The organism is Streptomyces sp. NPDC050147 (assembly GCF_040660195.1).
In the GTDB taxonomy this organism is placed as follows: Bacteria; Actinomycetota; Actinomycetes; order Streptomycetales; family Streptomycetaceae; genus Streptomyces.
In genome coordinates this window covers 229,322-253,724 of record NZ_JBFALJ010000006.1, presented here as the reverse complement: position 1 = coordinate 253,724, position 24,403 = coordinate 229,322, and the positions used below count along the sequence as shown (strand labels likewise).

Below are 24,403 nucleotides of genomic sequence, written 5' to 3'. Positions count from 1 at the left end.
CTGACGCACCACATGTGATCACCGGTTTGAAGGACGCGAGGAGAGGGCCGTGCAACTGCGGCGCAGGAAAGGCGCGGCGGCCATCGCCGTCGCCGTCATCGCGGGCGCCCTCGGCGGCGCCCCCGGCGCCGTCGCCGCCCCCGGCCTCCCCGGAAAGCCCGGCGCCCCCGCCACCTCCCCGGACGACGACCGGGAGAGCGACGGCGCCCTTCCCCCGGTCTGGCCCCGCCCCCAGACGATGACCTCGGCCGGGGCCCCGGTCACCATCACCGACAAGGTCGTGCTCGCCACCGGCGAGAACCCCGATCCGTACGCCATGGACGCCCTGCGCGACCTCCTCCGTGACGCGGGCGCCCGTGAGATCACCGAGGTCACCGACATCAAGGCGGGCGACCGGCTCCCCGGCGGCGGGAACCTCGTCATCCGCGCCGAAGGCGCCGACGCCGACCAGGCGTTGCGCGCGCTCGGCGCCCGTGCCCGCGGCGACCTCCCGTCCGGCGGCTACCGCCTCGCGGTGGGCCGGATCGGCGGCCGGGACACCATCGCCCTCGCGGGCGCCGGTGACGACGGTCTCTTCCACGGGGTGCAGACCCTGCGCCAGCTGCTCACCAAGAGCACCGGCACCACCACCGTCCCCGGAGTCCAGATCCGCGACTGGCCCGGCACCGCGGTCCGCGGCATGACGGAGGGCTTCTACGGCACCCCGTGGACCCGCGAACAGCGCCTCGCCCAGCTGGACTTCATGGGGCGCACGAAGCAGAACCGCTACCTCTACGCCCCCGGCGACGACCTCTACCGCCAGGCGCGCTGGCGCGAGCCGTACCCCGCCGACCAGCGCGCCGACTTCCGCGCTCTCGCGGAGCGGGCGAAGCGCAATCACGTGACGCTCGCCTGGGCCGTCGCCCCCGGCCAGGCGATGTGCATGTCGTCCGACAAGGACATCAAGGCCCTGAACCGCAAGATCGACGCGATGTGGGCCCTCGGGGTACGCGCGTTCCAGTTGCAGTTCCAGGACGTCAGCTACAGCGAGTGGCACTGCGCCGCGGACGCCGATGCCTTCGGTTCGGGGCCCGAGGCCGCCGCGAAGGCCCAGTCACGCGTCGCCAACGCCGTCTCCGCGCACCTGGCCGAGCGCCACCCCGGCGCGAAGCCGCTCTCGCTGATGCCCACGGAGTACTTCCAGGACGGCTCCACGAAGTACCGCGACGCCATCGCCGCCCGCCTTGACCAGCGCGTCGAGGTGGCGTGGACGGGCGTCGGCGTGGTGCCCAAGACCATCACCGGGCGTGAACTGGCGGGTGCCCGCGAGGCGTTCGGCTCGCACCCACTCGTGACGATGGACAACTACCCCGTCAACGACTTCGCGCAGGACCGTATCTTCCTCGGCCCCTACACCGGCCGGGAGCCCGCGGTCGCCACCGGCTCGGCGGCGCTGCTCGGCAACGCCATGGAGCAGCCCTCCGCGTCCCGCATCCCCCTGTTCACGGCAGCCGACTACGCGTGGAACCCCCGCGCCTACCGCCCGCACGAGTCGTGGCTCGCCGCGATCGACGACCTCTCCGGCGGTGACGCGAAGAAGCGGGGCGCCCTGCGCGCCCTCGCGGGCAATGACGCCTCGTCCGTCCTCGGCGCCGACGAGTCGGCGTATCTGCGTCCGCTGATGGACGACTTCTGGCGGGCACGCACGACGACGGACACCGCCCGCATCGAGAAGACCGCACAGGACCTGCGGGACGCCTTCACCGTCATGAAGGAGGCTCCGCGGCGCCTGGCCGGCAGCGACCTCGACGCCGAAGTGGGGCCCTGGGTCGATCAGTTGGCGCGCTATGGGGAGGCCGGCGAGACGGCGGTCGACATGCTGCGCGCGCAGTCCACCGGTGACGGCGCGGTCGCCTGGCGCGCCTCGCGCACCCTGACGGGGCTCCAGAAGGAGCTGAAGGCTTCGCAAGCCACCGTCGGCAAGGGCGTCCTCGCCCCCTTCCTGACGCGGTCGCAGAAGGCGTACAGGTCATGGGCGGGGCTCGACAGCGAGCAGGCGTCGGACCGCGCGACGGTCCGTGTCCCGAGCGCCCGCCCCCTCACGGCGGTGACGGCGCTGACCGACCCCGGCACCAAGGGCAGCATCGAGGCCCACGTCCCCGGCGAGGGCTGGCGCCGCATCGGCGCCCTGTCCGGCACGGGTTTCACCGAGGCCAAGCCCTCCACACCCAAGGACGCCGCCCCCCGTGCCGACGCCGTCCGCGTCACGGTCACCGAGGGCGCCGTCCGCCATGTCGTCCCCTGGTACGCCGACTCCCCCGCCGCCCGCTTCTCCCTGGCCCGCACCGAGGCCGACGTGGAGATCGGCGGCGGCCCGCAGCGGGTCACCGCGAAGCTGACGTCCCTGCGCCCCGGCGACGTACAGGGCAAGGTCACGGCGAAGGCACCCGACGGCGTTCAGGTGCGCACCCCGGAGAAGTCGACGCTGCCGCGCGGCACGCGGGTCGACGTCCCGGTCGACGTCACCGTCCCCGCCGGCACGCGCGCGGGGACGTACGAGATCCCGGTCACCTTCGAGGGCCAGACCCGCACCCTCTCGATCCGCGCCTATCCCCGCACGGCCGGTCCCGACCTGGCGCGCGGCGCGAAGGCCTCCTCGTCGGGCGACGAGACGAAGGACTTCCCGGCGTCCGGCGCGAACGACGGCGACCCCACGACCCGCTGGTCGTCGCCGGTCGAGGACGGCGCCTGGTGGCAGATGGAGCTCGCGGAGCCGGTCAGGCTCGGCCAGGTCGTCCTGCGCTGGCAGGACGCGTACGCGGCGGGCTACCGCGTGCAGACCTCCGCCGACGGCAGGACCTGGCGCACGGCGGCCACCGTCAAGGACGGCAAGGGCGGCCGGGAGGCGGTCCGCATGGACGCCCGCGACACCCGCTACATCCGCGTCCAGGGCGACAAACGGGCCACACGCTTCGGTTACTCGCTCTGGTCGGTGGAGGCGTACGCGGTGGCTGACGCCTCGTAAGCGGGCCGAGTGTGTCAACAAGGTGGCTGTGGAGCTTGCCAGTTGAGCGGTCGCAGGCGCGATGATGGGGCAAGGACTCGTCGGGGGGAGGATCGGCATGCGGTTAGGGGCGCACCGGCCGGACCCGCGCGCCTCGTGTGCGGTTCTGCTGTACGAGGGCCACGGCGGCCACGAGGGCGGAGCCGACCGGCCTGACCCGTACGGGAACGACCCTTACGACGACGGGTACGACCCGTATACCGGCATGCCGCACGAGCGGGGCCGGCGGGCATCCGGACGGGCGCCGTCCGGGCCTCCACCCGCCACGCGAGCCGTCCGGGACGCCCTGACCCGCTGGCGCGACAGCCTCTTCCACACCGAGCCGGGCCGTGTCGCCGTGCGTGCCAGCGACTCCTCGCAAGGCGCGTACTCGCTCCAGTCCGCCGTCGGCGACGCGCACGATCTGCTTCTCGTCCACTACGCGGGCACCCTGGACGCCGATGACCCCTACGGTCGCCCCCACGGCCGGGGAGGCCTGCCCCTCACCGGGTTGTTCCATCTCATCGAGGGGGCCCCGGCCCGGCACATCGTCGTGGTCCTGGAACCGGACCGGCCGACCGAGACCCACCTAGGGGAGGCACTCCACCATCGGTACGAGTACTTGGTACGGCACTTCCAGGGCCGTCTCACGCTGATCGTCGCCGACCCGGTCCCCCGGTCTCCTCGCCCGTTCCTGGCCGACGCGCTCGGCGGCGACGGCCCGCTCTCCGTACACGCCCTCGCCGCCCATCCGCGGGCCCAGGTACTGACGCAGGCGAAAGGCCCCGACGTACTGCTGGCCCGGTCCGGCCGGCGCGGCGGCCGGGAGCCGGTGCTCACGAACCGCGGCCGGGCACTCGGGCACCGCGGCCGGGCACTGGGGCGCCGCACCCGCTCGGCCCTGACCACAGCGGGCGAGGCCACCGCGTCCGCGCTCTCCGCGGTCGCGCCGTTCGCCCTCGTCCTGCTGGCCCTCGCGGCGATCACGGTCGGCCTCTTCGCGCTGCTGCGGGCGTTGCCCCCGATGCGGGGAACGTGGGGCGCCGCGACGCTGCTCGGCCTGTGGGCGGTGCTCGCCGTCATCGGGATCGTCGCCGCGCGGCTGCGGACGCCGCCCGCCCGCGCCCGCCCGCCCGGCAGCGCGCCCCCGGAGCCCCGCGGCCGCGCCTTCATGGACGGCATGTACGCGGCGTGGGGATTCTCCGGCCCGTTGCCGGACCCCGCCGGGCGCCCCCGGCAGCCCGTCCTCCCACGCCCCACCCGTGAGGAGAGCCGGGCCGCGGTCGAGCGCTCCCTGAACGCCCTGTACGCCCGGCTGCCCGTCCCTCAGATGCGGGCGCCGGACCCGCCCCCGTCCCCGGCATCACCCTCATCCCCTTCGCCCGACGACAACGGGACCACTCCATGACCGCCCCCGTCCCGCCCCGATCGCCGGAACCGGGCAACCCGCCGGTGCCGGAGACGTCACCGGAGCCCGCGGCACCGCCCGCGACCGGTGAGTACCGCGAGCTGCCGTCCGGCGAGCAGATGCGGATCTGGAACGAGCTGGTGTCCGACTCGGCCGAGCGGATGCTGTCGCTCGTCGAGCAGGAATTCCAGATGAAGAACAAGCTCGTCGACCAGCGGGTCCAGGACGCCGAGCACAACCGCCGCCTCGACCTGGTCAACGTGTGGTTCCGGGCGGCGGGCCTGGTGACCGGCGTGGCCTTGGGCGCGGGCGGGATCGTCGGCTACCTCTGGATCGCCAAGTACTGCGTCGACCACGGCGCGGCGGGCGCCGGCGCCGGGCTGCTCGGCGGCGGGGTCGCGGCGCTCGCGGCCGTGGTCACGGCCGTGCAGCGCCGTAACGGCCAGTGACGGAGGCCGGAGCGAGCGAGCCCGCCCCGGCCACGCATCACCACACACAAAAGCCCGGATCGATTTCTAGGCAGAAATGCCATCGATCCGGGCCATCGCGTCGTCCGCGCCGAAGGGCTGCAAGTACGGCAGCCAGCGCGGATCCCTGTGCCCGGTCCCGATGATGCGCCACGCGAGGCCCGAGGGCGGCGCGGGCTTGTGACGCAGGCGCCACCCCAGCTCCATGAGGTGACGGTCCGCCTTGGTGTGGTTGCAGCGGCGGCAGGAGGCCACCACATTCTCCCAGGCGTGCTGACCGCCACGGCTCTTCGGAATGACGTGGTCGACGCTGGTTGCGACGCCACCGCAGTACATGCACCGACCGCCGTCGCGGGCGAAGAGCGCCCGCCTGGTCAGAGGAACGGGCCCCCTGTAAGGGACCCGGACGAACCGCTTGAGGCGGACCACGCTGGGTGCGGGGACAGTGCGCGTTGCGCTGTGCATGAAGGCGCCGGATTCCTCGAGGCAGAGAGCCTTGTTCTCCAGGACGAGGACGAGCGCGCGGCGGAGCGGTACGACGCCGAGGGGCTCGTACGACGCGTTGAGGACCAGGACGTGCGGCACGGATGCCTCCTATTACGCCGGCGGCGCGTGGCTCGCGCCGGGACGATCTGTAGCCAGTCTCCCCTCATGCCTGGTCCAAGCGCCACCATGTGCCGGTAACGGGCTCGGAGTGTTTTCGACCACACATGTACGTCACTCTTGTCTTCCCCAGGTCAGCACTGTCTCTCCCTCGAACATCACAACGATCCACACACAATGCCCCGTTAGTGTGGTCTCTCTGCCCGGCGCATCTCCTGGGCAGGCCGCTATGCCTGGAGGTACCTGCCGTGTTCCTGTCCGTCCTGTCAACAGCCGGAACGGACCCGGACGACAAGCCGACGCCGAAGCCCCCGACCCTGGAAGACGCCCAGGAGCACGCGACGAACGCCGCGAGCTGGGTCGAGCAGAACTGGTCGGCGTGGCTGGGCATCGGGCTCCGCATCCTGTTGATCATCGCGGTCGCCGTGGTCCTGCGCGTGGTCGTCCGGCGCTCGATCACCAAGTTCGTGGACCGCATGAACCGAACGTCGCAGTCCGCCAGCGGCACAGCGCTCGGCGGCCTCCTCGTGAACGTGGAGCGGCGCCGCCAGCGCTCGCAGGCGATCGGTTCGGTGCTGCGCTCGGTGGCGTCGTTCCTGATCCTGGGCACGGCCGCGCTGATGGTCCTCGGCGCGTTCCAGATCAACCTCGCCCCACTGCTCGCCTCGGCGGGTGTGGCGGGCGTGGCGATCGGCTTCGGTGCCCGCAACCTGGTCACGGACTTCCTCTCCGGCGTCTTCATGATCCTGGAGGACCAGTACGGCGTGGGCGACTCGATCGACGCGGGCGTGGCGTCGGGCGAGGTCATCGAGGTCGGCCTGCGCGTGACGAAGCTCCGCGGCGACAACGGCGAGATCTGGTACGTCCGCAACGGCGAGGTCAAGCGCATCGGCAACCTCAGCCAGGGCTGGTCCACGGCGGGCGTCGACGTGACGGTCCGCCCGGACGAGGACCTCGACAAGGTGAAGGCGACCCTGGCGGAGGTCGGCGAGACCATGGCCAAGGACGAACCGTGGAACGAGCGCCTGTGGGGCTCGGTCGAGGTCCTCGGCCTGGACAGCGTGCTGCTCGACTCGATGGTCGTACGGGTTGCCGCGAAGACGATGCCGGGCAACGCCCTCGGCGTGGAGCGAGAGCTGCGCTGGCGCATCAAGCAGGCGTTCGACGAGGCGGGCATCCGCATCGTGGGCGGCCTCCCGCTCCAGGCGACGGAGGAAACGGCAGCGGACCCGTCGGCGGCCGTAGCGGCCCCGTCCGCATACGCCTCGGCAACGTCCCCACAGTCCCTGGCGGCCTCACCGATACCGCCGCCGCCGAACCTGGCGAAGTAGTTCTGGTCGCAAAGTGGGTGGGGCGCCTGGGTCTTTCCGGGCGCCCTGCTGATGTATCGGGGCGGGGGGGTTGGTGGGGCGGGGGCTTCGCTGAACCTGCGGTGGTGTTGGTGCCGGGGCCGTCCGGTTGTCCCGAGTCCGCGACAGGCGGCCATCGGCAGTGGATTGCAGGAAAATCCCACGACACGCCATGCCGTACAGGCCAGAGGTGGAACTTTCTTGCAATCCACACCTCCGGACGCCGGTATGCCCCACTTTGCGATAGTGGGCGTGCGGGATGAACACCACGGCAGCCACACCACTCACCGCCGCGACTCCCGACGCCGCCACCACCCGCGCTCACAGCCACGACGGCCACACGCGATGGACAGATGGGCAGACGGACAGATCTCCGACCGTGATCGGGCGCCCGCCCCGGCACCGCTCACTCATCCCCCGGCGGCCACCCCGAAAGATCCGGCCGGCAGACGCCTGACGAGTCCGGCGCCCTTCCCCGGACCCGCCCGGTGCACCTCACCTCCTGCGGCCACCCCGGAAGATCCGGTCGACAGTCGCTTGACGTGACCGGCACCCCTCCCCGGAGCGGCCGCGCGCCCTTCCCCCCTCGGGGCGCCCTGCGACGAACAAGTCCGCACCCGACAGTGAAGCCGGGTGAGTAGCCGGCCCTGGTCGAGAGTCCCGCCCCTTGGGCCGTCCGGTCGTCTTCCCTCGCGCGGTGGAGGGGCGGGTGTCAAGGGTGGAGCGCAGCGCAATCGGCGCAGCCGACGCGACGCAGGAGCGCCCTTGACGCCCGGCCCGGAACCGCCAACCTCGGGACCACCGGACGGCCCCGGCACCAACCAAAGCCGCCGACCAACCAAAGCCCCCGCCCCAGCAACTCCACCCCGCAGCCCAACACCACCCCCGCCCTCCCCACTCCCCCCAGCCGCACCCCCTGCAACGCCGCACCCCCGCAGGTAACGACTTGGTTGCCGCAGGGGCGTCGTCTATTGACGCCTTATTCACGCCAGCCGTACGGTCCTCACGAATTGGAAAGTTTCCTAACAGTCGCTGACGGGCGGTGTCTTCATGGCAGCAGGCAGCACTCCGGGGACCCCAGGGATTCCGGGGATCCCGGGAACCCCGGGCACGCCGAGCGTCCTGCGTGCCATGAACGATCGGGCGGTCCTCGACCTCCTGGTCGCGCACGGGCCCCTCACCCGCACCCGCATCGGTGAGCTGACCGGGCTGTCCAAGCCCACCACCTCGCAGCTCCTCGGGCGGCTGGAGGCGGCCGGGCTCGTGCACACCACCGGCAGCCTCAGCGGGCGGCCGGGGCCCAACGCCCTGCTGTACGAGATCGACCCGGGCGCCGGCCACGTAGCCGCGCTGTCCGCCGACCCCACCGGGATCACCGCGCTCGTCGCCGACATCACCGGCACCGTCCTCGGGAAGCAGCGCGTGGAGGCCGAAGCCGTCGCCGAGGACGTGCGCCACCGCACCGCCCAGCTCGTCGCCGAGGCCGTCGACGGCGCCCTGCGCCAAGCGGGACTCGGCCATGACGACCTGCGGGCCGCCGTCATCGGCACCCCCGGAGCCATCGACCCGCACACCGGACAACTGCGCTACGCCCCGCACCTGCCCGGCTGGCACTCCCGCACCCTGCGCGACGACCTCGCCGCAGTGCTCGGCACCCCGGTCGAGATCGAGAACGACGTGAACCTGGCCGCCGTCGCCGAGCAGTACGAGGGCGCCGCCCAGGACAACGACAACTACGTGCTGGCCTGGCTCGACGAAGGCGTCGGCGCCGCCATCGTGCTCGGCGGCACCCTGCTGCGCGGCGCGACCGGCGGCGCGGGCGAGATCGGCTACATGCCGCTGCCCGGCGCCCCCTTGGCGCACGGCGGCCCCGAGGCGACGCGCGGCCCGGACGGGGGCGGCGGCTTCCAGAGCCTGGTCTCCGCGCCGGTGATCCGTGAACTTGCGGGCAGCGGCGCCACGTTGGCCCAGGCGCTCGGCGACGACACGATCGTCGCCGAGGTCGCACGGCGTATCGCCACCGGCATCGCCGCCGTCGTCGCCGTCGTCGACCCCGAACTCGTCGTGCTCTCCGGCTCGGTGGCCCAGGCGGGCGGCGACAAGCTGCGCGTCAGGGTCGAGGAGGAGCTGACCGGTCTCGCGCTGCCCCGCCCGCAGATCCGCATCAGCGAACTCGACGGCGACCCGATCCTCACCGGCGCCCTGCGCTCGGCCCTCACCCAGGCCCGCGACCAGGTCTTCGACACGGCCTGAGCCCCCCCCCCACAAGCCCCACCCCACACAAGCCCCACCCTCGTAGCCCCACAAGCTCCGCCACCCCTTCCCGCTCCCGCCCCCCTTCCCCGTACTCCGTACTCCGTAAAGGAAGTCCGCCATGCCGCGATGGCGCATGCCCACCTGCGCGTCCGCGGCGCTCGCCGCAGCCGGTCTCCTGCTCTCCGGCTGCGCCAACCCGAGCGTCGGCAGCGCGAACGACGACCCGACCGAGCCGGTCACCCTGAAGTTCTGGCACGGCTGGTCGACGCCCGGCGAGGTCAAGGCCGTCGACGACAGCATCGACCGGTTCGAGAAGCTGCATCCGAACATCAAGGTGAAGGCCACCGGCAACGTTTCCGACGCGACCGTCAACCAGGCCCTGCGGGCGGGTGGCGACAAGGCGCCGGACGTGGTGTCCTCCTTCACCACCAACAACGTGGGCCAGTACTGCGACTCCGGGATGTGGGCGGACCTGGATCCGTTCATGAAGAAGTCCGGTCTCGACAAGCGCAAGACGTTCCCCAAGACGCTTCTCGACTACACCAGTTACCGCGGAAACCAGTGCGCCCTGCCGCTGCTCGCGGACGCCTTCGGCATGTACTACAACAAGGACGCCTACAAGAAGGCGGGCATCGAGCGCCCTCCGCGCACGATGTCCGAGTTCGAGAAGGTCAGCAAGAAGCTCACCGTCCGCGGCGGCAAGAACTCGTACAAGCAGGTCGGGTTCCTGCCCAACTTCCGCTTCTACCAGAACAGCCCGGACCGCCTCTTCGCGCAGTGGGGGCCCCAGTACTTCGACGCCGAGGGCCGGTCGCGCCTCGCCGATGAGCCGAAGACGTACGAGTTCTTCAAGACCGCTCGTCAACTCGCTGAAGCACAGGGCGGTTTCCGAGACCTTGAGCGGTTCCGGCTGACCTTCGGTGACGAGATGTCCAGCCAGAACGCCTTCCTCACCGGCAAGGTGGCGATGCATCTGGACGGCGAGTGGCGCGGCCTGATGCTGGACGAGGCGAAGGCGGAGTTCGACTGGGGCGTGGCGCCGCTGCCGGTCCCCGACGACCAGGCCGACACGTACGGGCGCGGCTTCATCACCGGCACCGTCGCCGGGATCGCGCACAGCAGCAAGCACCAGAACGCGGCGTGGGAGCTGGTGAGGTTCCTGACCGCGGACACCGACCAGGTCGTGAACTTCGCGAACGCCATCCACAACGTGCCCTCCACGTTCGCGGCGCTCAAGTCGCCCCGCCTGGACGCCGATCCGACCTTCCGCGCCTTCTTCGACATCCTGGAGAACAAACACAGCGAGGCCCTGCCGCCCTCCGTCAACGGCGGCGCCTACGTCGTCTCGCTGATGGACTTCGCGTACTCCGTAGAGGCCGGGCGCGTCCCCGATCTGCGCAAGGGCCTGAAGAAGCTCGACGAGCAGATCGACGCCGACACCCTCCAGTCGAAGAGCTGAAGAGCTGAGGACCCCCGCCATGGCAATGACCCTCTCCAACCCCGCGCGCCGCAGACTGCGCACGCTCGGTTTCCTCTCTCCCTGGCTGGTCGGCTTCAGCGTCTTCTTCGCCTATCCGCTGATCGCGACCGTCTACTTCTCGTTCATGCACTACAACCAGATCAAGGAGCCTTCGTTCGTCGGCCTCCGGAACTGGAAGTACGTGTTCGAGCAGATGCCCCTGTTCGGTCCCGCCCTGTGGAACACCCTCTGGCTGGTCGTGATCATGGTGGCCCTGCGGGTGGTCTTCGGGCTCTCGCTCGGGCTGCTCATCACGAAGATCAAGACGGGACCCGGGCTCTTCCGTACCGCCTTCTACCTTCCGTATCTCGCCCCGCCGGTGGCCGCCACCGTCGCCTTCGTCTTCCTGCTCAACCCGGGCACGGGCCCGGTGAACGAGATCCTCGGCGCGGTCGGGATCTCCGGGCCCAACTGGTTCAACGACCCGGACACCGCCAAACCCTCGCTCGTGCTGCTCTCCCTGTGGGGCATCGGCGACCTGATGGTCATCTTCATGGCGGCCCTGCTCGACGTGCCGAAGGAGCAGTACGAGGCCGCCGATCTGGACGGCGCCGGGACGTTCGCCAAGTTCCGCTACGTCACCTGGCCCGCGATCACACCGATCGTGATGTTCGCGGTGGTCACGGGCGTCGTGCAGACGATGCAGTACTACACGCAGGCCCTGGTCGCGGGGAAGGTCGCGTCCGGCGTCAACATCGGCCCCGGCTCGGTGATCCAGCCCGGCTATCCGGACCACTCGACCCTCACGGTCCCCCAGCTCGTCTACTCGATGGGTTTCCAGAACTTCAACACCGGTGCCGCGTGCGTGCTCTCGCTCGTGCTCTTCGCCATCGCCATGGCCGTCACGCTGCTCCTGATGCGCAAACGCTCCGGGCTGCTCGCGGCCGAGGACTGAGGACTGAGGACTTCCGATGACTTCGACCACCACGACCGTCCCCGCGCCCGCCGCGCCCGTCCCCGCCGCGTCGAAACAGCGCGGCCCGGCCGCCGCCCGCGCCCGCCGCAAGCGGATCCTGCACTGGATCGCCGTGCACAGCGTGGCGATAGCCGTCGCGCTCCTCTTCGTCCTGCCGTTCGTCTTCGTCTTCCTGACGTCGGTGATGAGCGACTCGCAGGCCATGAGCGGCGACCTGTGGCCCGACTCCTGGCACTGGTCGAACTACCAGGCCGTGTTCGAGACGCCCGGCTTCCTGGACTGGTGGCGCAACTCGCTCATGTACGCGGGGCTCGGCACCCTGTTCACGGTCTGCTCGGCGATCCCCGTGGCGTACGCGCTCGCCAAGTTCCGCTTCCGCGGGCGGCGCACCGCGATGCTGCTCGTCATCTCGACGATGATGCTCCCGCCGCAGGTCATCGTCATTCCGATGTACTTGGTGTGGGCGCAGCAGTTCCATCTGTCGGGCACCCTGTGGCCGCTGATCATTCCGATGGCGTTCGGCGACGCGTACTCGATCTTCCTGCTGAGGCAGTTCCTCCTCACCATCCCCAAGGAGTACATCGAGTCGGCCAAGGTCGACGGCTGCGGTGAGTTCCGTACGATGATCAAGATCGTCGTGCCGATGGCCAAGCCCGGCATCGCCGCCATCGCGCTCTTCCAGTTCTTCTACTGCTGGAACGACTACTTCGGGCCGCAGATCTACGCGGCCCAGAACCCCGGCGCCTGGACGCTCAGTTACGGCCTGGAATCCTTCAAGAGTGCCCACAGCGTCAACTGGAACATGACCATGGCCGCGACCCTGCTCGTCATGGCGCCGGTCATCATCATCTTCTTCTTCGCACAGAAGGCCTTCGTCGAAGGCGTCACCCTCACCGGAGTAAAGGGCTGAGAACCGATATGAAGCTCGCAGTGGTCGGCGGAGGGTCGACCTACACACCCGAACTCATCGACGGGTTCGCGCGGTTGAGGGATTCACTGCCGATCGAGGAACTCGTCCTCGTGGACCCCGCGGCGGACCGTCTCGAACTCGTCGGGGGCCTGGCGCGGCGCATCTTCGCCAAGCAGGGGCACCCCGGCCGCATCGTCACCACCTCCGACGTGGACGCGGGCGTCGCGGACGCCGACGCGGTCCTGCTCCAGCTGCGCGTCGGCGGGCAGGCGGCACGCCGGCAGGACGAGACGTGGCCGCTGGAGTGCGGCTGCGTCGGCCAGGAGACCACCGGTGCGGGCGGCCTGGCGAAGGCCCTGCGCACGGTCCCGGTCGTCCTCGACATCGCCGAGCGCGTACGGCGTACGAATCCGAACGCCTGGATCATCGACTTCACCAACCCGGTGGGCATCGTCACGCGGGCGCTGCTCCAGGCCGGGCACAAGGCCGTCGGCCTGTGCAATGTCGCGATCGGCTTCCAGCGGAAGTTCGCGAAGCTGCTGGATGTCGCGCCGGGCGAGGTGCACCTCGATCACGTGGGGCTCAACCACCTGACGTGGGAGACGGGCGTACGTCTCGGAGGCCCGGGTGGCGAGGACGTCCTGCCCAAGCTGCTCGCCGAGCACGGGGACGCGGTCGCCGCCGACCTGCGCATGCCGCGCGAGATCGTAGACCGGCTCGGTGTCGTGCCCTCGTACTACCTGCGCTACTTCTACCAGCACGACGCCGTGGTGGAGGAGCTGAGGACCAAGCCGTCGCGCGCCGCCGAAGTGGCCGCGATGGAGCGGGAGTTGCTGGCCATGTACGGCGACCCGACGCTCGACGAGAAGCCGGAGCTGCTCGCCAAGCGCGGCGGTGCCTTCTACTCGGAGGCGGCCGTGGACCTGGCGGCCTCGCTGCTCGGCAACGGGGGCAGCCCCCACCAGGTGGTGAACACCGTCAACAACGGCACGCTGCCGTTCCTGCCGGACGACGCCGTGATCGAGGTGCAGGCCACGGTCGACGGCACGGGCGCCGAGCCGCTGGCCGTGCCGAAGCTCGACCCGCTGTACGCCGGGCTCATCGCGAACGTCACCGGCTACGAGGACCTGGCCCTCCAGGCCGCGCTGCACGGGGGCCGCGACCGCGTCTTCAAGGCGCTGCTCGCCCACCCGCTGGTCGGTCAGTACGCGTACGCGGAGCAGCTCACCGACAGCCTCATCGCGCACAACCGGGAGCACCTGGCGTGGGCGTAGGCATGAGCGTGCTCGCGATCGACGCGGGCAACAGCAAGACCGACGTCGCGGTGGTCGCGGCCGACGGCACGATCGTCGGCGCGGCCCGCGGCGGCGGGTTCCAGCCGCCGCAGGTCGGCGTCGAGGCCGCGGTGGACGTCCTCCAGGAGGCGGTGGAGCGGGCCCTGGCCGAGGCGGGGACCGACTCCGTGGGGCACGTGTCCGCCTGCCTGGCCAATGCCGACCTTCCCGTGGAGGAGCGGGAGTTGGCGGCGGCGCTGCGCCGCCGCGCGTGGGGCCCTTCCGTGGACGTACGCAACGACACCTTCGCCATCCTGCGCGCCGGGCTCCTGGAGGACGCCGAGCCGCGGGGCGTCGCCGTGGTGTGCGGGGCGGGCATCAACTGCGTGGGCATGCTGCCCGACGGGCGCACGGCGCGCTTCCCCGCCATCGGCCGGATCTCCGGCGACTGGGGCGGCGGTGGCGGCCTGGCCGAGGAGGCGCTCTGGTTCGCGGCGCGGGCCGCGGACGGCCGCGGCGACGCCACCGCGCTGCGCGAGACGCTGCCCGCGCACTTCGGCCTGCCCTCCATGTACGCGCTCATCGAGGCCCTTCACCTGGGCTCCATCGCCCCCGTACGGCGGCACGAGCTGACGCCGGTGCTCTTCGCGACGGCGGCGGCCGGCGACGCGGTGGCGCGCTCGCTGGTGGACCGGATGGCCGACGAGGTGGTCGCCATGTCGACCGTGGCGCTGGACCGTCTCGGTCTGCTCGGCGAGGTGACCCCGGTGCTGCTCGGCGGCAGCATCCTCGCCGCCCGGCACCCCCAACTGGATGACCGGGTCCGGGCGTTGCTGGCCGAGCGGGCGCCCAAAGCGGTGGTCAGGGTGGTCGTCGCCCGCCCCGTGCTCGGCGCGGCGCTGCTGGGTCTCGACCAGGTGGGGGCGCCCACCGAGGTGCACGCGCGCGTGCGGCGGCACTACGAGGGCGGTCCGGGAGCCTGAAGCGGCCGAGTTCACCGGCTCGGAGTTTCTCGGCTCGGAGTGCCCCGGGCCGGAGTTCCTCGGCCCGGGAGGGAACCGATCCGCACTGGATCGCGTATTCAAGGGCAGGGGTGGTGTGCGATCTTCACATGATCCGGACATCCGGACGGGCTTCGCATGATCCGAAGAGGTCTCCGGGGGCGGTGAAGAGGTCTCCGGGCGCGGTGATCAGAACAAGATCCAGTCAAGACCTGTGCGGATGTCCGTCCCTGCGGCGATACTTGCCGCCGTGCACTTCTTCCCGCACCGCGCACGCCGGGCGGAAGTGAACGTCCGATGACCAAGGGGGAGGTCGAGGTCGAGGTGACATACCCGCCGAACGGCAGCGCCGCGCCGCCGGGACAGGCCGCGCCGACGATGCCCGCCGTCCCGCCACAGGCAGGACCGGACTCCGTGTCGTCCGCGCAGGCCGTGCCGGGCGCCGCGCCCCGCCGGCCCGCGTGGGTCGAGGGCCGGGACCGGCTGCGTGCGGCGGCGACGACGGAGCCGGGGAAGCTGCGGATCATCGGTGCCGTCCTCGCGCTCCTCGTCGTGGCGTTCGGCGCGGTCACCACCTGGCAGATGTCCGACCGTTCGGCCGCCGCGGACAGCGTCCTGAACCGCAGCCAGCCGCTGAGCGACGACGCGGCGGCGATCTACCGCTCCCTCGCCGACGCCAACACGGCCGCGTCCAGCGGCTTCCTGGCGGGCGGTCAGGAACCGGCCGAGGTACGCGACCGGTACAAGGCCGACATCGAGCGGGCCTCCGAGAAGCTGGCGAACGCCGCGTCGAACGCGGGCTCGGGCTCGTCGGCCGCCGCGTCGGTGAGCAAGCTGAACAAGCTGCTCCCGGAGTACACCGGCCTGATCGAGCGGGCCCGCGCGAGCAACCGCCAGGGCCTGCCCCTGGGCGGCGCCTATCTGCGGTACGCGAACGACAAGATGCAGACCCAGATGCTGCCGGCCGCCGAGCAGCTCTACACCGCGGAGAAGGAACGGCTGAACGCGGACTACGACGACGCGAAGCCGTACCCCTGGTTCGCCATCGCCCTCGGCCTGCTCGCGCTCGGAGCCCTGTTCTGGGCCCAGCGCCGCAACTACCACCGCACGAACCGGGTCTTCAACCACGGCCTGGTCGCCGCGACCGCCGCGGCCACGGTGGTCCTGCTCTGGCTCGTCGCCGGGCACACCCTCGCGCGCTCGGGGCTCAACGAATCGTACGACCACGGCGTGGAGTCCCTGAACGTCCTGAACGACGCCCGCATCAGCTCCCTCAAGGCGCGCAGCAACGAAAACCTCACTCTGGTCAGCCGGGGCGCGGAGACCGTCGAGGTAGGTGCGGAGAAGGAGATCAAGGACAAGTTCGACGTCGCGTACCAGACGCAGATGAAGCAGCTCGGCAGCGCCGACAGCGGTCTGCTCGGCCAGGCCGTCGACATCGCCGACGACGCGTCGGGCAAGAACCCCGTCGAGGCCGCCGCGAAGAACGTCTCGGTCTGGAAGGACCGGCACAAGACCGCACGGGACAGCGACGACGCGGGTGACTACAAGGGCGCGCTCGCCAAGGTCGTCGGCGACAAGAGCGACGAGCCCACCGGCGAGTGCTTCGACAATGTCGACGACGCGCTGGACGACGCGCTGAAGCACGAGCGCAGCGAGTTCGAGCTGGCGGCGAAGGACGGCAAGGGAGCGATGAGCGGGCTCCCGGAGGGCGCCGCCGTGCTCGCGGTGCTCGCCGCGGCGGGCGCCGTGCTCGGCGTCGGGCGCAGGCTGTCGGAGTACAGGTGAGAGGGGGCGAGCGGACGATGCGTACGCGAGGACTGGCGAGGATGCGCGGCTGGGGCGGGGCTGCCGCCATGGCGGTGGCCTGCGCGCTCACGGGCTCCCTGGTGCTCGTGCTGCCGGAGGCCGGCGGCGCGGCAGGGACCGGCAAGGGCGAAGGCCAGGTCGCGTCCCGGGGCTCCTCCGCGGCCTCTCCCGCGCGCGCCGAGGAGTGCGAGACCCCGGAGGAGAGCCTCTCGCCGGACGACAAGGACGGCCCGACGATCGACGCCATCCGGGACCGCAAGAAGCTCATCGTCGGCGTCGACCAGAACAGCTACCGCTGGGGCTACCGCGACCCGAACAAGAAGACGGGGACGCTCGAAGGCTTCGACATCGACCTCGCACACAAGATCGCCGAGGAGATCCTCGGCGACCGCGACGCCGTGCTCTTCCGCGCCGTCCCCACCAACCAGCGCGTCAAGGCGATACAGAGCGGCCAGGTCGACATGGTCGTGCGGACCATGACGATCACCTGCGACCGCGAGAAGGAAGTCTCCTTCTCCACCGCGTACTTCAAGACCGGCCAGCAGGTCCTCGCCCCCAGGTCGTCGAAGATCACCGGATTCGACGACACGCTGGACGGCAAGAAGGTCTGCTCCGCGAAGGGTTCCACGGCACTCACCAAGCTGCAGGAGCTCAAGAAGAAGGGCCTCGATGCCGACATCGGAACTACGGTGCCGAACCAACTCGACTGCCTGGTAAGGCTCCAGCTCGGTGAGGTGGACGCCGTCGTGACCGACAGCGCGCTCGCCGCGAGCCAGGCAGCACAGGACCCGACGGTCGAGCTCAAGGGCGACGCACCGCTCAACACGGAGTACTACGGCGTGGCGATGAAGAAGCCGGAGAAGGGCGAGGACGACCTGGTGCGGCGGGTCAACCAAGTACTCGAGGACTACCGCGAGAGCGGCTGGCAGAAGAGTTACGACCACTGGCTGAAGCCGGCCCTCGGCGAATCGGCGGGACCGCCCGCACCGAAGTACAGCGACTGAGCGCCGGACGTGCACAGCAACGCAGAGCGGAGAGGTGATCGATGAGCGTCGCGGGACCCCCCGGTCCTGTGATGGACCGGGACGAGGTGGACCGTGCGCTGGCGCGGCTCGACGCAGAGCACGAGGCGATCGAGACCTCGCTCCTCGCCCTTCAGGATCACGCGGGCCGTCGACTCCTCGAAGGTGCCGTTCTCACCGGCACCACACAGGAGCGCTGGCAGTCCACAGAGCAGCAGATCACCCTCCTGTGGGCGTACTTCGACGCGTACGCCGCCGCCCTGCGCGCGGCGCACGAGGTACGGGCCCGCAGACGCTGGCCCAACAGAGACGACCTGGTGGAGCTGACCGAGCTGCTGCGCGGTGAGAGCGTCACCGTCGCCGGCGGCGCCGCCCCCGCGCCGTCGGCCTCGATCACCGGACCGGCCAAGCTCACCGAACGCTTCACGCTCATCGACCTCGTCTCGCGGATGAACGACCTGTACGCGCACTCGCTGGACATGGTCGTCGCCGCCGACGCGGTCTGGTCCGCGCTGCCCGCCCGGATCGACCTCCTCGCCGCCGAGCTGAACCGCACCCGCCAGCTCGCCCACTCCGTGGGGGTACGCCCCGGCGAGCACCCGGCGGGCGACGACCTGGAGCGGATCACGGCCGAGCTGACGCTCCTTCGCGAGCAGGTGATCTCCGACCCGCTTGCCTTCTGGCAGCCCGCGCAGGGCAGTTCGGCCCCCGGCGGCGGCCGTCCGCACACCGAGCGCTACGACCGCGAGGCCCGCGCCCTGGAGGACGTACGCCGCGAGATCGACGCGGTGCTCACCGTCCGGCAGGACGCGGAGCTGCGGCTCGGCAGGCTGCGTGACGTGCTCTCGCGCGCGGACCGCACCCTGGCCGAGGCACGCTCGGCGCGCGGCGAGGTCCTCGCGAAGATCGCGGCGTCCGAGGTGCCCGCCGTCAGCGGCCCGTCGACGGCGCTCCAGGAGCAGCTGGCGATGGCGTCCGACTACCGCAGGTATGCCCAGTGGCACCGGCTCTCCCCGCTCCTTGAGTCCCTCGAGGAGAAGGCCGAGGACGAACTGCTGCGGGCCCGCGAGTCCTTGACGGCCGTCACCCAGCCCCTCGCGGTCCGCGCGGAGCTGCGCGGCCGCCTGGACGCGTACAAGGCGAAGGTCGCCCGCCTGGGCCACGCGGAGGACCCGCTCCTGATCGAGCGGTACGACGCGGCGCGCCGGATGCTGTGGAGCGCGCCCTGCGATCTGCGCGTCGCCGAACAGGCGGTGCTCCGTTTTCAGCAGGCTGCCGCCGAAGTCCTTGCATCGAGGGTCCCCCAACAGGGCGGTCCCACCGACCGGAGGGGGGAAGCATGAGCGAGCAGCAGAAGTGCCAGCGACCCGGATGCACGGGGTCGTACGAGGACGTGGGCGGCGGCGAGCTGTACTGCGACACCTGCGGCCTGGCCCCGGTCGTCTCGCCGACGGGCCTGGTGTCCTCTCCCCCGACCGGCATCACCGGCGGCGGCAAGGGCTCGGGCAGCAGCAGCTCCCGGTCGAGCTCGCGCGCCTCGTCCCGCTCGTCGCGGTCCCAGTCCTCGCGCAGATCGGTGTCGGGGCGGCTCTCCCGCTCGCTGTCCGGCAGCTCCACGTCCCGCTCGGTCTCGGTGCGCAGCTCCGGCTCGGGGGCCGGTTCGTCGGCCCGCAGCAGGCTGGGCGTGGGCCTGGTGCTCGTACCCGAGGTGCCGCGCCCCGATCCGCGCCAGGCCGTGCAGAAGAACCCTGAGGTTCCCGAGCGCAAGCGGTTCTGCTCCCGCTCCGACTGCGGGGCACCGGTGGGCCGGGCGCGAGGGGATCGGCCCGGCCGCACGGAGGGGTTCTGCACCAAGTGCGGCCATCCGTACTCGTTCGTGCCGAAGCTGAACGCCGGTGACATCGTGCACGGTCAGTACGAGGTCGTGGGCTGTCTGGCGCACGGTGGCCTCGGCTGGGTCTATCTCGCCGTCGACCGCGCGGTCTCCGACCGCTGGGTGGTCCTCAAGGGCCTGCTCGACACGGGTGACCAGGACGCGATGGCCGCCGCGATCTCCGAGCGCCGCTTCCTCGCCGAGATCGAGCACAGCAACATCGTCCGCATCTACAACTTCGTGGAGCACCTCGACCAGCGCACGGGCTCCATGGACGGCTACATCGTCATGGAGTACGTCGGCGGCAAGTCCCTGAAGGAGATCGCCAACGAACGCCGCACGGCGCAGGGCAAACGCGACCCGCTGCCGGTGGAGCAGGCCTGCGCGTTCGGCATCGAGGCGCTTGAGGCCCTCGGGCATCTGCACAGCCGCAATCTCCTGTACTGCGACTTCAAGGTGGACAACGCGATCCAGACCGAGGACCAGCTCAAGCTGATCGACATGGGCGCGGTCCGCCGCATGGACGACGAAGAGTCCGCGATCTACGGCACGGTCGGCTACCAAGGCCCCGAAGTCGCCGAGCTCGGCCCTTCGGTGGCCTCCGACCTGTACACGGTGGCGCGCACGCTGGCCGTGCTCACCTTTGACTTCCAGGGCTACACGAACGTCTTCGTGGACTCCCTGCCGGACCCCGACAACATCGAGGTCTTCCGTACGTACGAGTCGTTCTACCGCCTGTTGGTGCGTGCCACGGACCCGGACCCGGCCCGCAGGTTCGCCTCGGCGCAGGAGATGGCGGAGCAGCTCACGGGTGTCCTGAGGGAGGTCGTGGCCCTCCAGACGGGGCGGCCGCGGCCCGCGCTCTCGACGCTGTTCGGGCCCGAGGTGAAGGTCACGGACACGGAGTTGTTCGCCGAGCTGACCGGCGACGTCTCGCACTTCGGGGCGCGTGCGCTGCCCGCGGGGCGCAAGGGGCGGGCCGAACTGACGGGGGGCAACGGCCGGGGCGAGGCCAACGGCACTCCGGCGATCGCCGCGGCGCCCGTGCCGCCCGCCGCGCCGCCGACCCGGATCGTCCGGTCGCTCGACGCCCCCGCGACGGCGCTCGCGCTGCCGGTGCCGCGCGTCGATCCGGGCGACCCGAACGCCGGTTTCCTCGCCGGGCTCATGGCCTCCGCGCCCGCCGAGCTGATCACGGCGCTGCGGGCCGCGCCCACCGACTCGGTGGAGCTGCGCCTTCGCGCGCTCCGTGCCCGGCTCGCCATGGGTGAATCCACGGCCGCGGCCCAGGCTCTGACCGAGCTCGAAATACAGCATCCGGACGACTGGCGGGTGGTCTGGTACCGCGGCGTCGCCTCACTGGCCACCGGCGACCACGAGAGCGCGGCGCTGTCCTTCGACGCGGTGTACGACGCGTTCCCCGGCGAGCCCGCGCCCAAGCTGGCCCTCGGCGTCTGCGCGGAGGTCCTCGAACAGCTGGACAACGCGGCCGAGTACTACCGCCTCGTGTGGGCCACCGACCCGAGCTATGTCAGCGCGGCGTTCGGCCTGGCCCGGGTACAGCTCGCCGCGGACGACCGGCGCGCTGCCGTGCGCACCCTGGAGTCGATGCCCGAGGCCTCGATCCACTACACCGCGGCCCGCGTTGCGGCCGTGCGGGCGAGGCTGCGGCACCGTATGACGTTGGACACCGCGCCGTCCTCCGGCGGCCGGTTGCTCGACTTCCTCGACGATCTGACGGCCGCGGCGGGCCAGGTGGAGGCCCTCGCGGGCTTCGGACTTGACGCGGTGCGCCGCGAGCGGCTCTCCACCGAGGTCCTTGGCACCGCGTTGGACTGGGTACTCTCCGGTAGGCACTCTGGTCACGCCTCCGCCCCGCCGGCAGCACTGGCTGCACCGGCAGGCGGATCGCGGACCGTGCTGCTCGGCAGCGACCTGGACGAGCGCGGCCTCCGGTTCGGACTGGAGCGCTCGTACCGAACGCTTGCCCGGCTCGCACAGGGTGGCGAGGAAAGGATCGAACTGGTGGAGCGGGCCAACCGTTTCCGCCCTCGGACGTGGGTGTGAAGATGTCGCAGATGCACCAGCAGACTGCCGGGGCAGGTTCCACGTGCCCCGGCTGCGAAGAGCCGCTGGAGGCGGGTGACCTGTTCTGCGGCGCGTGCGGGTACGACCTGTCGGCGCAGCCGGCCGGGTCGGACGACCGCCCCACCGTCGCGATGAACGGCTCGTCGCCGGCGCCGCAGCCCGGCGCGTCGTCGCAGTGGCCCGTCGCCCCGGACGTGGACAGCTCCGACATGCCGGTGCCCGCGCACCTGCCCACCGATCTGCCGGTCACGGAGTCGTCGGGCGGCGAACTCTCCCCGAACGCGAACGCGAACGTGAGCCCGAACCCGGCGGAGCCACGAGGCGCGGAAGACGTGCGCACGGACGCCCCCTCACCCCGCCCCGCCGAACCGGACGAGTACCCCCTGCCCGCCCCCGGCGCCCCGCCGGAGCCCGAGCCCGCCGACCCCCGCACGGCCCTGCCCGACCCGACGCCGCCCGCGGGCACCAAGCTCTGCGTGGCGTGCCGTTCGGGCCGCGTGGACCCGGACGGCTACTGCGAGAACTGCGGGCACGCCCAGCCGCGCGAGCGCGACCACATGGAGCAGGAGCTCGACGCGGTCGCCGCGGTCAGCGACCGGGGCCTGCGCCACCACCGCAACGAGGACGCGTTCGCCATCTCGTCGGCCGCGCTGCCGGACGGATCCCCCGCCGTCGTCGCGATCGTCTGCGACGGTGTCTCGTCCGCGACCCGCCCCGACGAGGCCTCGCTCGCCGCGTCACGCGCGGCGAACGAATCGCTGCTCGCCGCCCTGCCGCGCGGCACGCACCCGCAGCAGGCCATGCACGACGCGATCCTCTCCGCGGCCGACGCGGTCAACGCCCTTGCCGCGGAGCCCACTCAGGCCAGAGAGCACTCCCCGCACCAGAACGCGCCCGCGTGCACGCTGGTCGGCTCGATCATCGCCGGTGGCCTCCTGGTCGTCGGCTGGGTCGGCGACAGCCGTGCGTACTGGGTGCCCGACGACCGCAGCGGCCCGACGGTCCGCCTCACCGAGGACGACTCGTGGGCGGCGCAGATGGTGGCCGCGGGTCTGATGAACGAGGCGGAGGCGTACGCGGATGAGCGCGCGCACGCCATCACGGGCTGGCTCGGCGCCGACGCGTACGAACTGGAGCCGCACACCGCTTCCTTCAAGCCGGACCGTGCGGGTGTAGTGGTCGTATGCACGGACGGGCTCTGGAACTACGCGGAAGCGGTGGAGGACATGGCACGGGCCGTGCCCGTCGATTCCGCCCTGCGCCCGCTGCACAGCGCCCAGGTCCTGGTCGGTCACGCGCTGGACGGCGGGGGCCACGACAACGTAACAGTGGCGATTCTGCCGTTCCGTGTCGTGCCGCAAGGGGCAGGATCGGCCTAGCGGCGGCCCCTGGCGACGGGGCCGATCATGCGCACTCGTCACCCACCGGCTTGGGGAAGCCGGTGGGAATGTTTAGGGGGAGCAGGGATCCATGGCCAATTTCTCGAAGTCGAACGTGCCGCAGTTCTCGGTCGACGTGTATCAGAACGAGTACCTCCCGGAGGGCGGCCGCGAGGTCAACGCGATCGCCACGGTCACCTCGACGGGCGGTGGCACGGTGGGGTCCGCGGTGAGCGCCCCGCACCTCTACTCGGCGGGGCAGACCCCGGACGCGGCCGTGGCGATCATGGTCGACTGTTCCGGCTCGATGGACTACCCGCCGACGAAGATGCGCGGCGCCCGTGATGCCACGGCCGCCGCGATCGACGCCGTACGTGACGGAGTCCACTTCGCGGTGATCGGCGGCACCCACGTCGCCAAGGAGGTCTATCCGGGCGGCGGCCGCCTCGCGGTCGCGGACGCGGGGACCCGGGAGCAGGCCAAGCAGGCCCTGCGCAAGCTCAGCGCGGGCGGCGGCACGGCGATCGGCACCTGGCTGCGCCTGGCCGACCGGCTCCTGGCCTCGGCCGATGTCTCGATCCGGCACGGAATCGTGCTGACCGACGGCCGCAATGAACACGAGTCACCCGAGGACCTGCAGGCTTCCCTCGACGCCTGCGCGGGCCGCTTCACCTGCGACGCCCGCGGTGTGGGCACCGACTGGGAGGTCAAGGAGGTCACCGGCATCGCCTCCGCGCTGCTCGGCACCGCCGACATCGTCGCCGACCCCTCGGGCCTGTCCGCCGACTTCACGCAGATGATGGAGGCGGCGATGGGCAAGGAGGTCGCCGACGTCAGCCTGCGGCTCTGGACGCCGCTGGGCGCGGAGATCAAGTTCGTCAAGCAAGTGGCGCCGACGGTCGAGGAGTTGACGGGCCGCCGTACGGAGGCGGGGCCGCGCGCCGGCGACTATCCCACCGGGTCCTGGGGCGACGAGTCCCGCGATTACCACATATGTGTCGAGGTGCCGAACGCCGAGCTGGGCCAGGAGATGCTCGCCGCCCGTGTCTCGCTGATCGTGCCGCAGCCGGACGGCAGCGCCCAGACGCTCTCGCAGGGCCTGGTGCGGGCCGTGTGGACGGACGACATGACCGCATCGACATCGATCAATCCGCAGGTGGCGCACTACACGGGCCAGGCGGAACTGGCCCAGGTGATCCAGCAGGGCCTCGACGCGCGCAAGTCGGGAGATATGGACGGAGCGACGGCCAAACTGGGTCGTGCCGTTCAGCTCGCCAGCGCCTCGGGCAACGAGGACACCGCGAAGCTGCTTTCGAAGGTGGTCGACGTGGTCGACGCGGTGGCAGGTACTGTTCGATTGAAGGCGCGAGTGGCCGAGGCCGACGAGATGACTCTCGAGACACGGTCGACGAAGACTGTTCGCGTGAAGAAGTAACAGCGTGAAGAAGTAGCAGCGTGACGAAGTAGCACCACTCATACTCGTCAGTAGCACAGCAGACTCATCAGT

General features: G+C 71.2%; 17 protein-coding genes. 16 read left to right on the top strand and 1 reads right to left on the bottom strand.

Going from position 1 to position 24,403, the window contains the following annotated elements:
• Window positions 1-49: 49 nt before the first annotated feature.
• The 3 genes from AB0I94_RS12880 (at window position 50) to AB0I94_RS12870 (ending at window position 4,879) form a co-directional block, all read left to right on the top strand.
• Window positions 50-3,004, top strand: a complete 2,955-nt coding sequence (locus AB0I94_RS12880; protein WP_363309539.1) for a beta-N-acetylglucosaminidase domain-containing protein — start codon at window positions 50-52, stop codon at window positions 3,002-3,004.
• A 97-nt stretch (window positions 3,005-3,101) separates the two neighbouring features.
• Window positions 3,102-4,430 carry a hypothetical protein gene (locus AB0I94_RS12875; protein WP_363309538.1) on the top strand — a complete coding sequence of 443 codons (1,329 nt, stop codon included), beginning with the start codon at window positions 3,102-3,104 and terminating at the stop codon, window positions 4,428-4,430.
• Window positions 4,427-4,879, top strand: coding sequence for a hypothetical protein (locus AB0I94_RS12870; RefSeq protein WP_363309537.1), 453 nt, complete (start codon window positions 4,427-4,429; stop codon window positions 4,877-4,879). The genes AB0I94_RS12875 and AB0I94_RS12870 overlap by 4 nt, the downstream gene beginning before the upstream one ends.
• 66 nt (window positions 4,880-4,945) lie before the next feature.
• Here AB0I94_RS12870 and AB0I94_RS12865 read toward each other — a convergent pair whose 3' ends face one another.
• Window positions 4,946-5,482 carry an HNH endonuclease gene (locus AB0I94_RS12865; protein WP_160505074.1) on the bottom strand — a complete coding sequence of 179 codons (537 nt, stop codon included), beginning with the start codon at window positions 5,480-5,482 and terminating at the stop codon, window positions 4,946-4,948.
• Between the two features lie 272 nt (window positions 5,483-5,754).
• Between AB0I94_RS12865 and AB0I94_RS12860 the strand changes: the two genes are divergently transcribed.
• From AB0I94_RS12860 to AB0I94_RS12800, 13 genes are all read left to right on the top strand, one after another.
• Window positions 5,755-6,831: a mechanosensitive ion channel family protein gene (locus AB0I94_RS12860; RefSeq protein WP_363309599.1), complete on the top strand. Its 1,077-nt coding sequence runs from the start codon at window positions 5,755-5,757 to the stop codon at window positions 6,829-6,831.
• 1,068 nt (window positions 6,832-7,899) lie between these two features.
• Window positions 7,900-9,102 (top strand): ROK family transcriptional regulator, encoded by a 1,203-nt coding sequence (locus AB0I94_RS12855; protein WP_363309536.1) that lies wholly within the window; start codon window positions 7,900-7,902, stop codon window positions 9,100-9,102.
• Between the two features lie 121 nt (window positions 9,103-9,223).
• Window positions 9,224-10,564: an ABC transporter substrate-binding protein gene (locus AB0I94_RS12850; RefSeq protein ID WP_363309535.1), complete on the top strand. Its 1,341-nt coding sequence runs from the start codon at window positions 9,224-9,226 to the stop codon at window positions 10,562-10,564.
• 19 nt (window positions 10,565-10,583) lie between these two features.
• Window positions 10,584-11,519 carry a sugar ABC transporter permease gene (locus AB0I94_RS12845; RefSeq protein WP_363309534.1) on the top strand — a complete coding sequence of 312 codons (936 nt, stop codon included), beginning with the start codon at window positions 10,584-10,586 and terminating at the stop codon, window positions 11,517-11,519.
• Window positions 11,520-11,535: 16 nt separating this feature from the next.
• Entirely contained in the window at window positions 11,536-12,450 is a 915-nt protein-coding gene (locus AB0I94_RS12840) for a carbohydrate ABC transporter permease (protein ID WP_363309533.1), read from the top strand.
• Between the two features lie 8 nt (window positions 12,451-12,458).
• Window positions 12,459-13,724: a 6-phospho-beta-glucosidase gene (locus AB0I94_RS12835; RefSeq protein WP_363309532.1), complete on the top strand. Its 1,266-nt coding sequence runs from the start codon at window positions 12,459-12,461 to the stop codon at window positions 13,722-13,724.
• Between the two features lie 2 nt (window positions 13,725-13,726).
• The gene (locus tag AB0I94_RS12830) at window positions 13,727-14,707 is read left to right on the top strand and encodes a BadF/BadG/BcrA/BcrD ATPase family protein (protein ID WP_363309530.1); all 981 of its coding nucleotides are present in this window, start codon (window positions 13,727-13,729) and stop codon (window positions 14,705-14,707) included.
• 315 nt (window positions 14,708-15,022) lie between these two features.
• Window positions 15,023-16,513 (top strand): hypothetical protein, encoded by a 1,491-nt coding sequence (locus AB0I94_RS12825; RefSeq protein WP_363309529.1) that lies wholly within the window; start codon window positions 15,023-15,025, stop codon window positions 16,511-16,513.
• A gap of 17 nt (window positions 16,514-16,530) precedes the next feature.
• Window positions 16,531-17,538 carry a glutamate ABC transporter substrate-binding protein gene (locus AB0I94_RS12820; RefSeq protein WP_363309527.1) on the top strand — a complete coding sequence of 336 codons (1,008 nt, stop codon included), beginning with the start codon at window positions 16,531-16,533 and terminating at the stop codon, window positions 17,536-17,538.
• A gap of 41 nt (window positions 17,539-17,579) precedes the next feature.
• A complete protein-coding gene (locus AB0I94_RS12815) occupies window positions 17,580-18,899 on the top strand; it encodes a hypothetical protein (protein WP_363309526.1) in 1,320 nt (439 codons plus the stop codon).
• Window positions 18,896-21,496: a tetratricopeptide repeat protein gene (locus AB0I94_RS12810; protein ID WP_363309525.1), complete on the top strand. Its 2,601-nt coding sequence runs from the start codon at window positions 18,896-18,898 to the stop codon at window positions 21,494-21,496. Before AB0I94_RS12815 ends, AB0I94_RS12810 begins: the two co-directional genes overlap by 4 nt.
• Window positions 21,497-21,498: 2 nt before the next feature.
• Window positions 21,499-22,896 (top strand): PP2C family serine/threonine-protein phosphatase, encoded by a 1,398-nt coding sequence (locus tag AB0I94_RS12805; RefSeq protein WP_363309524.1) that lies wholly within the window; start codon window positions 21,499-21,501, stop codon window positions 22,894-22,896.
• 91 nt (window positions 22,897-22,987) lie between these two features.
• Window positions 22,988-24,331: a VWA domain-containing protein gene (locus AB0I94_RS12800; RefSeq protein ID WP_363309523.1), complete on the top strand. Its 1,344-nt coding sequence runs from the start codon at window positions 22,988-22,990 to the stop codon at window positions 24,329-24,331.
• Window positions 24,332-24,403: the final 72 nt, after the last annotated feature.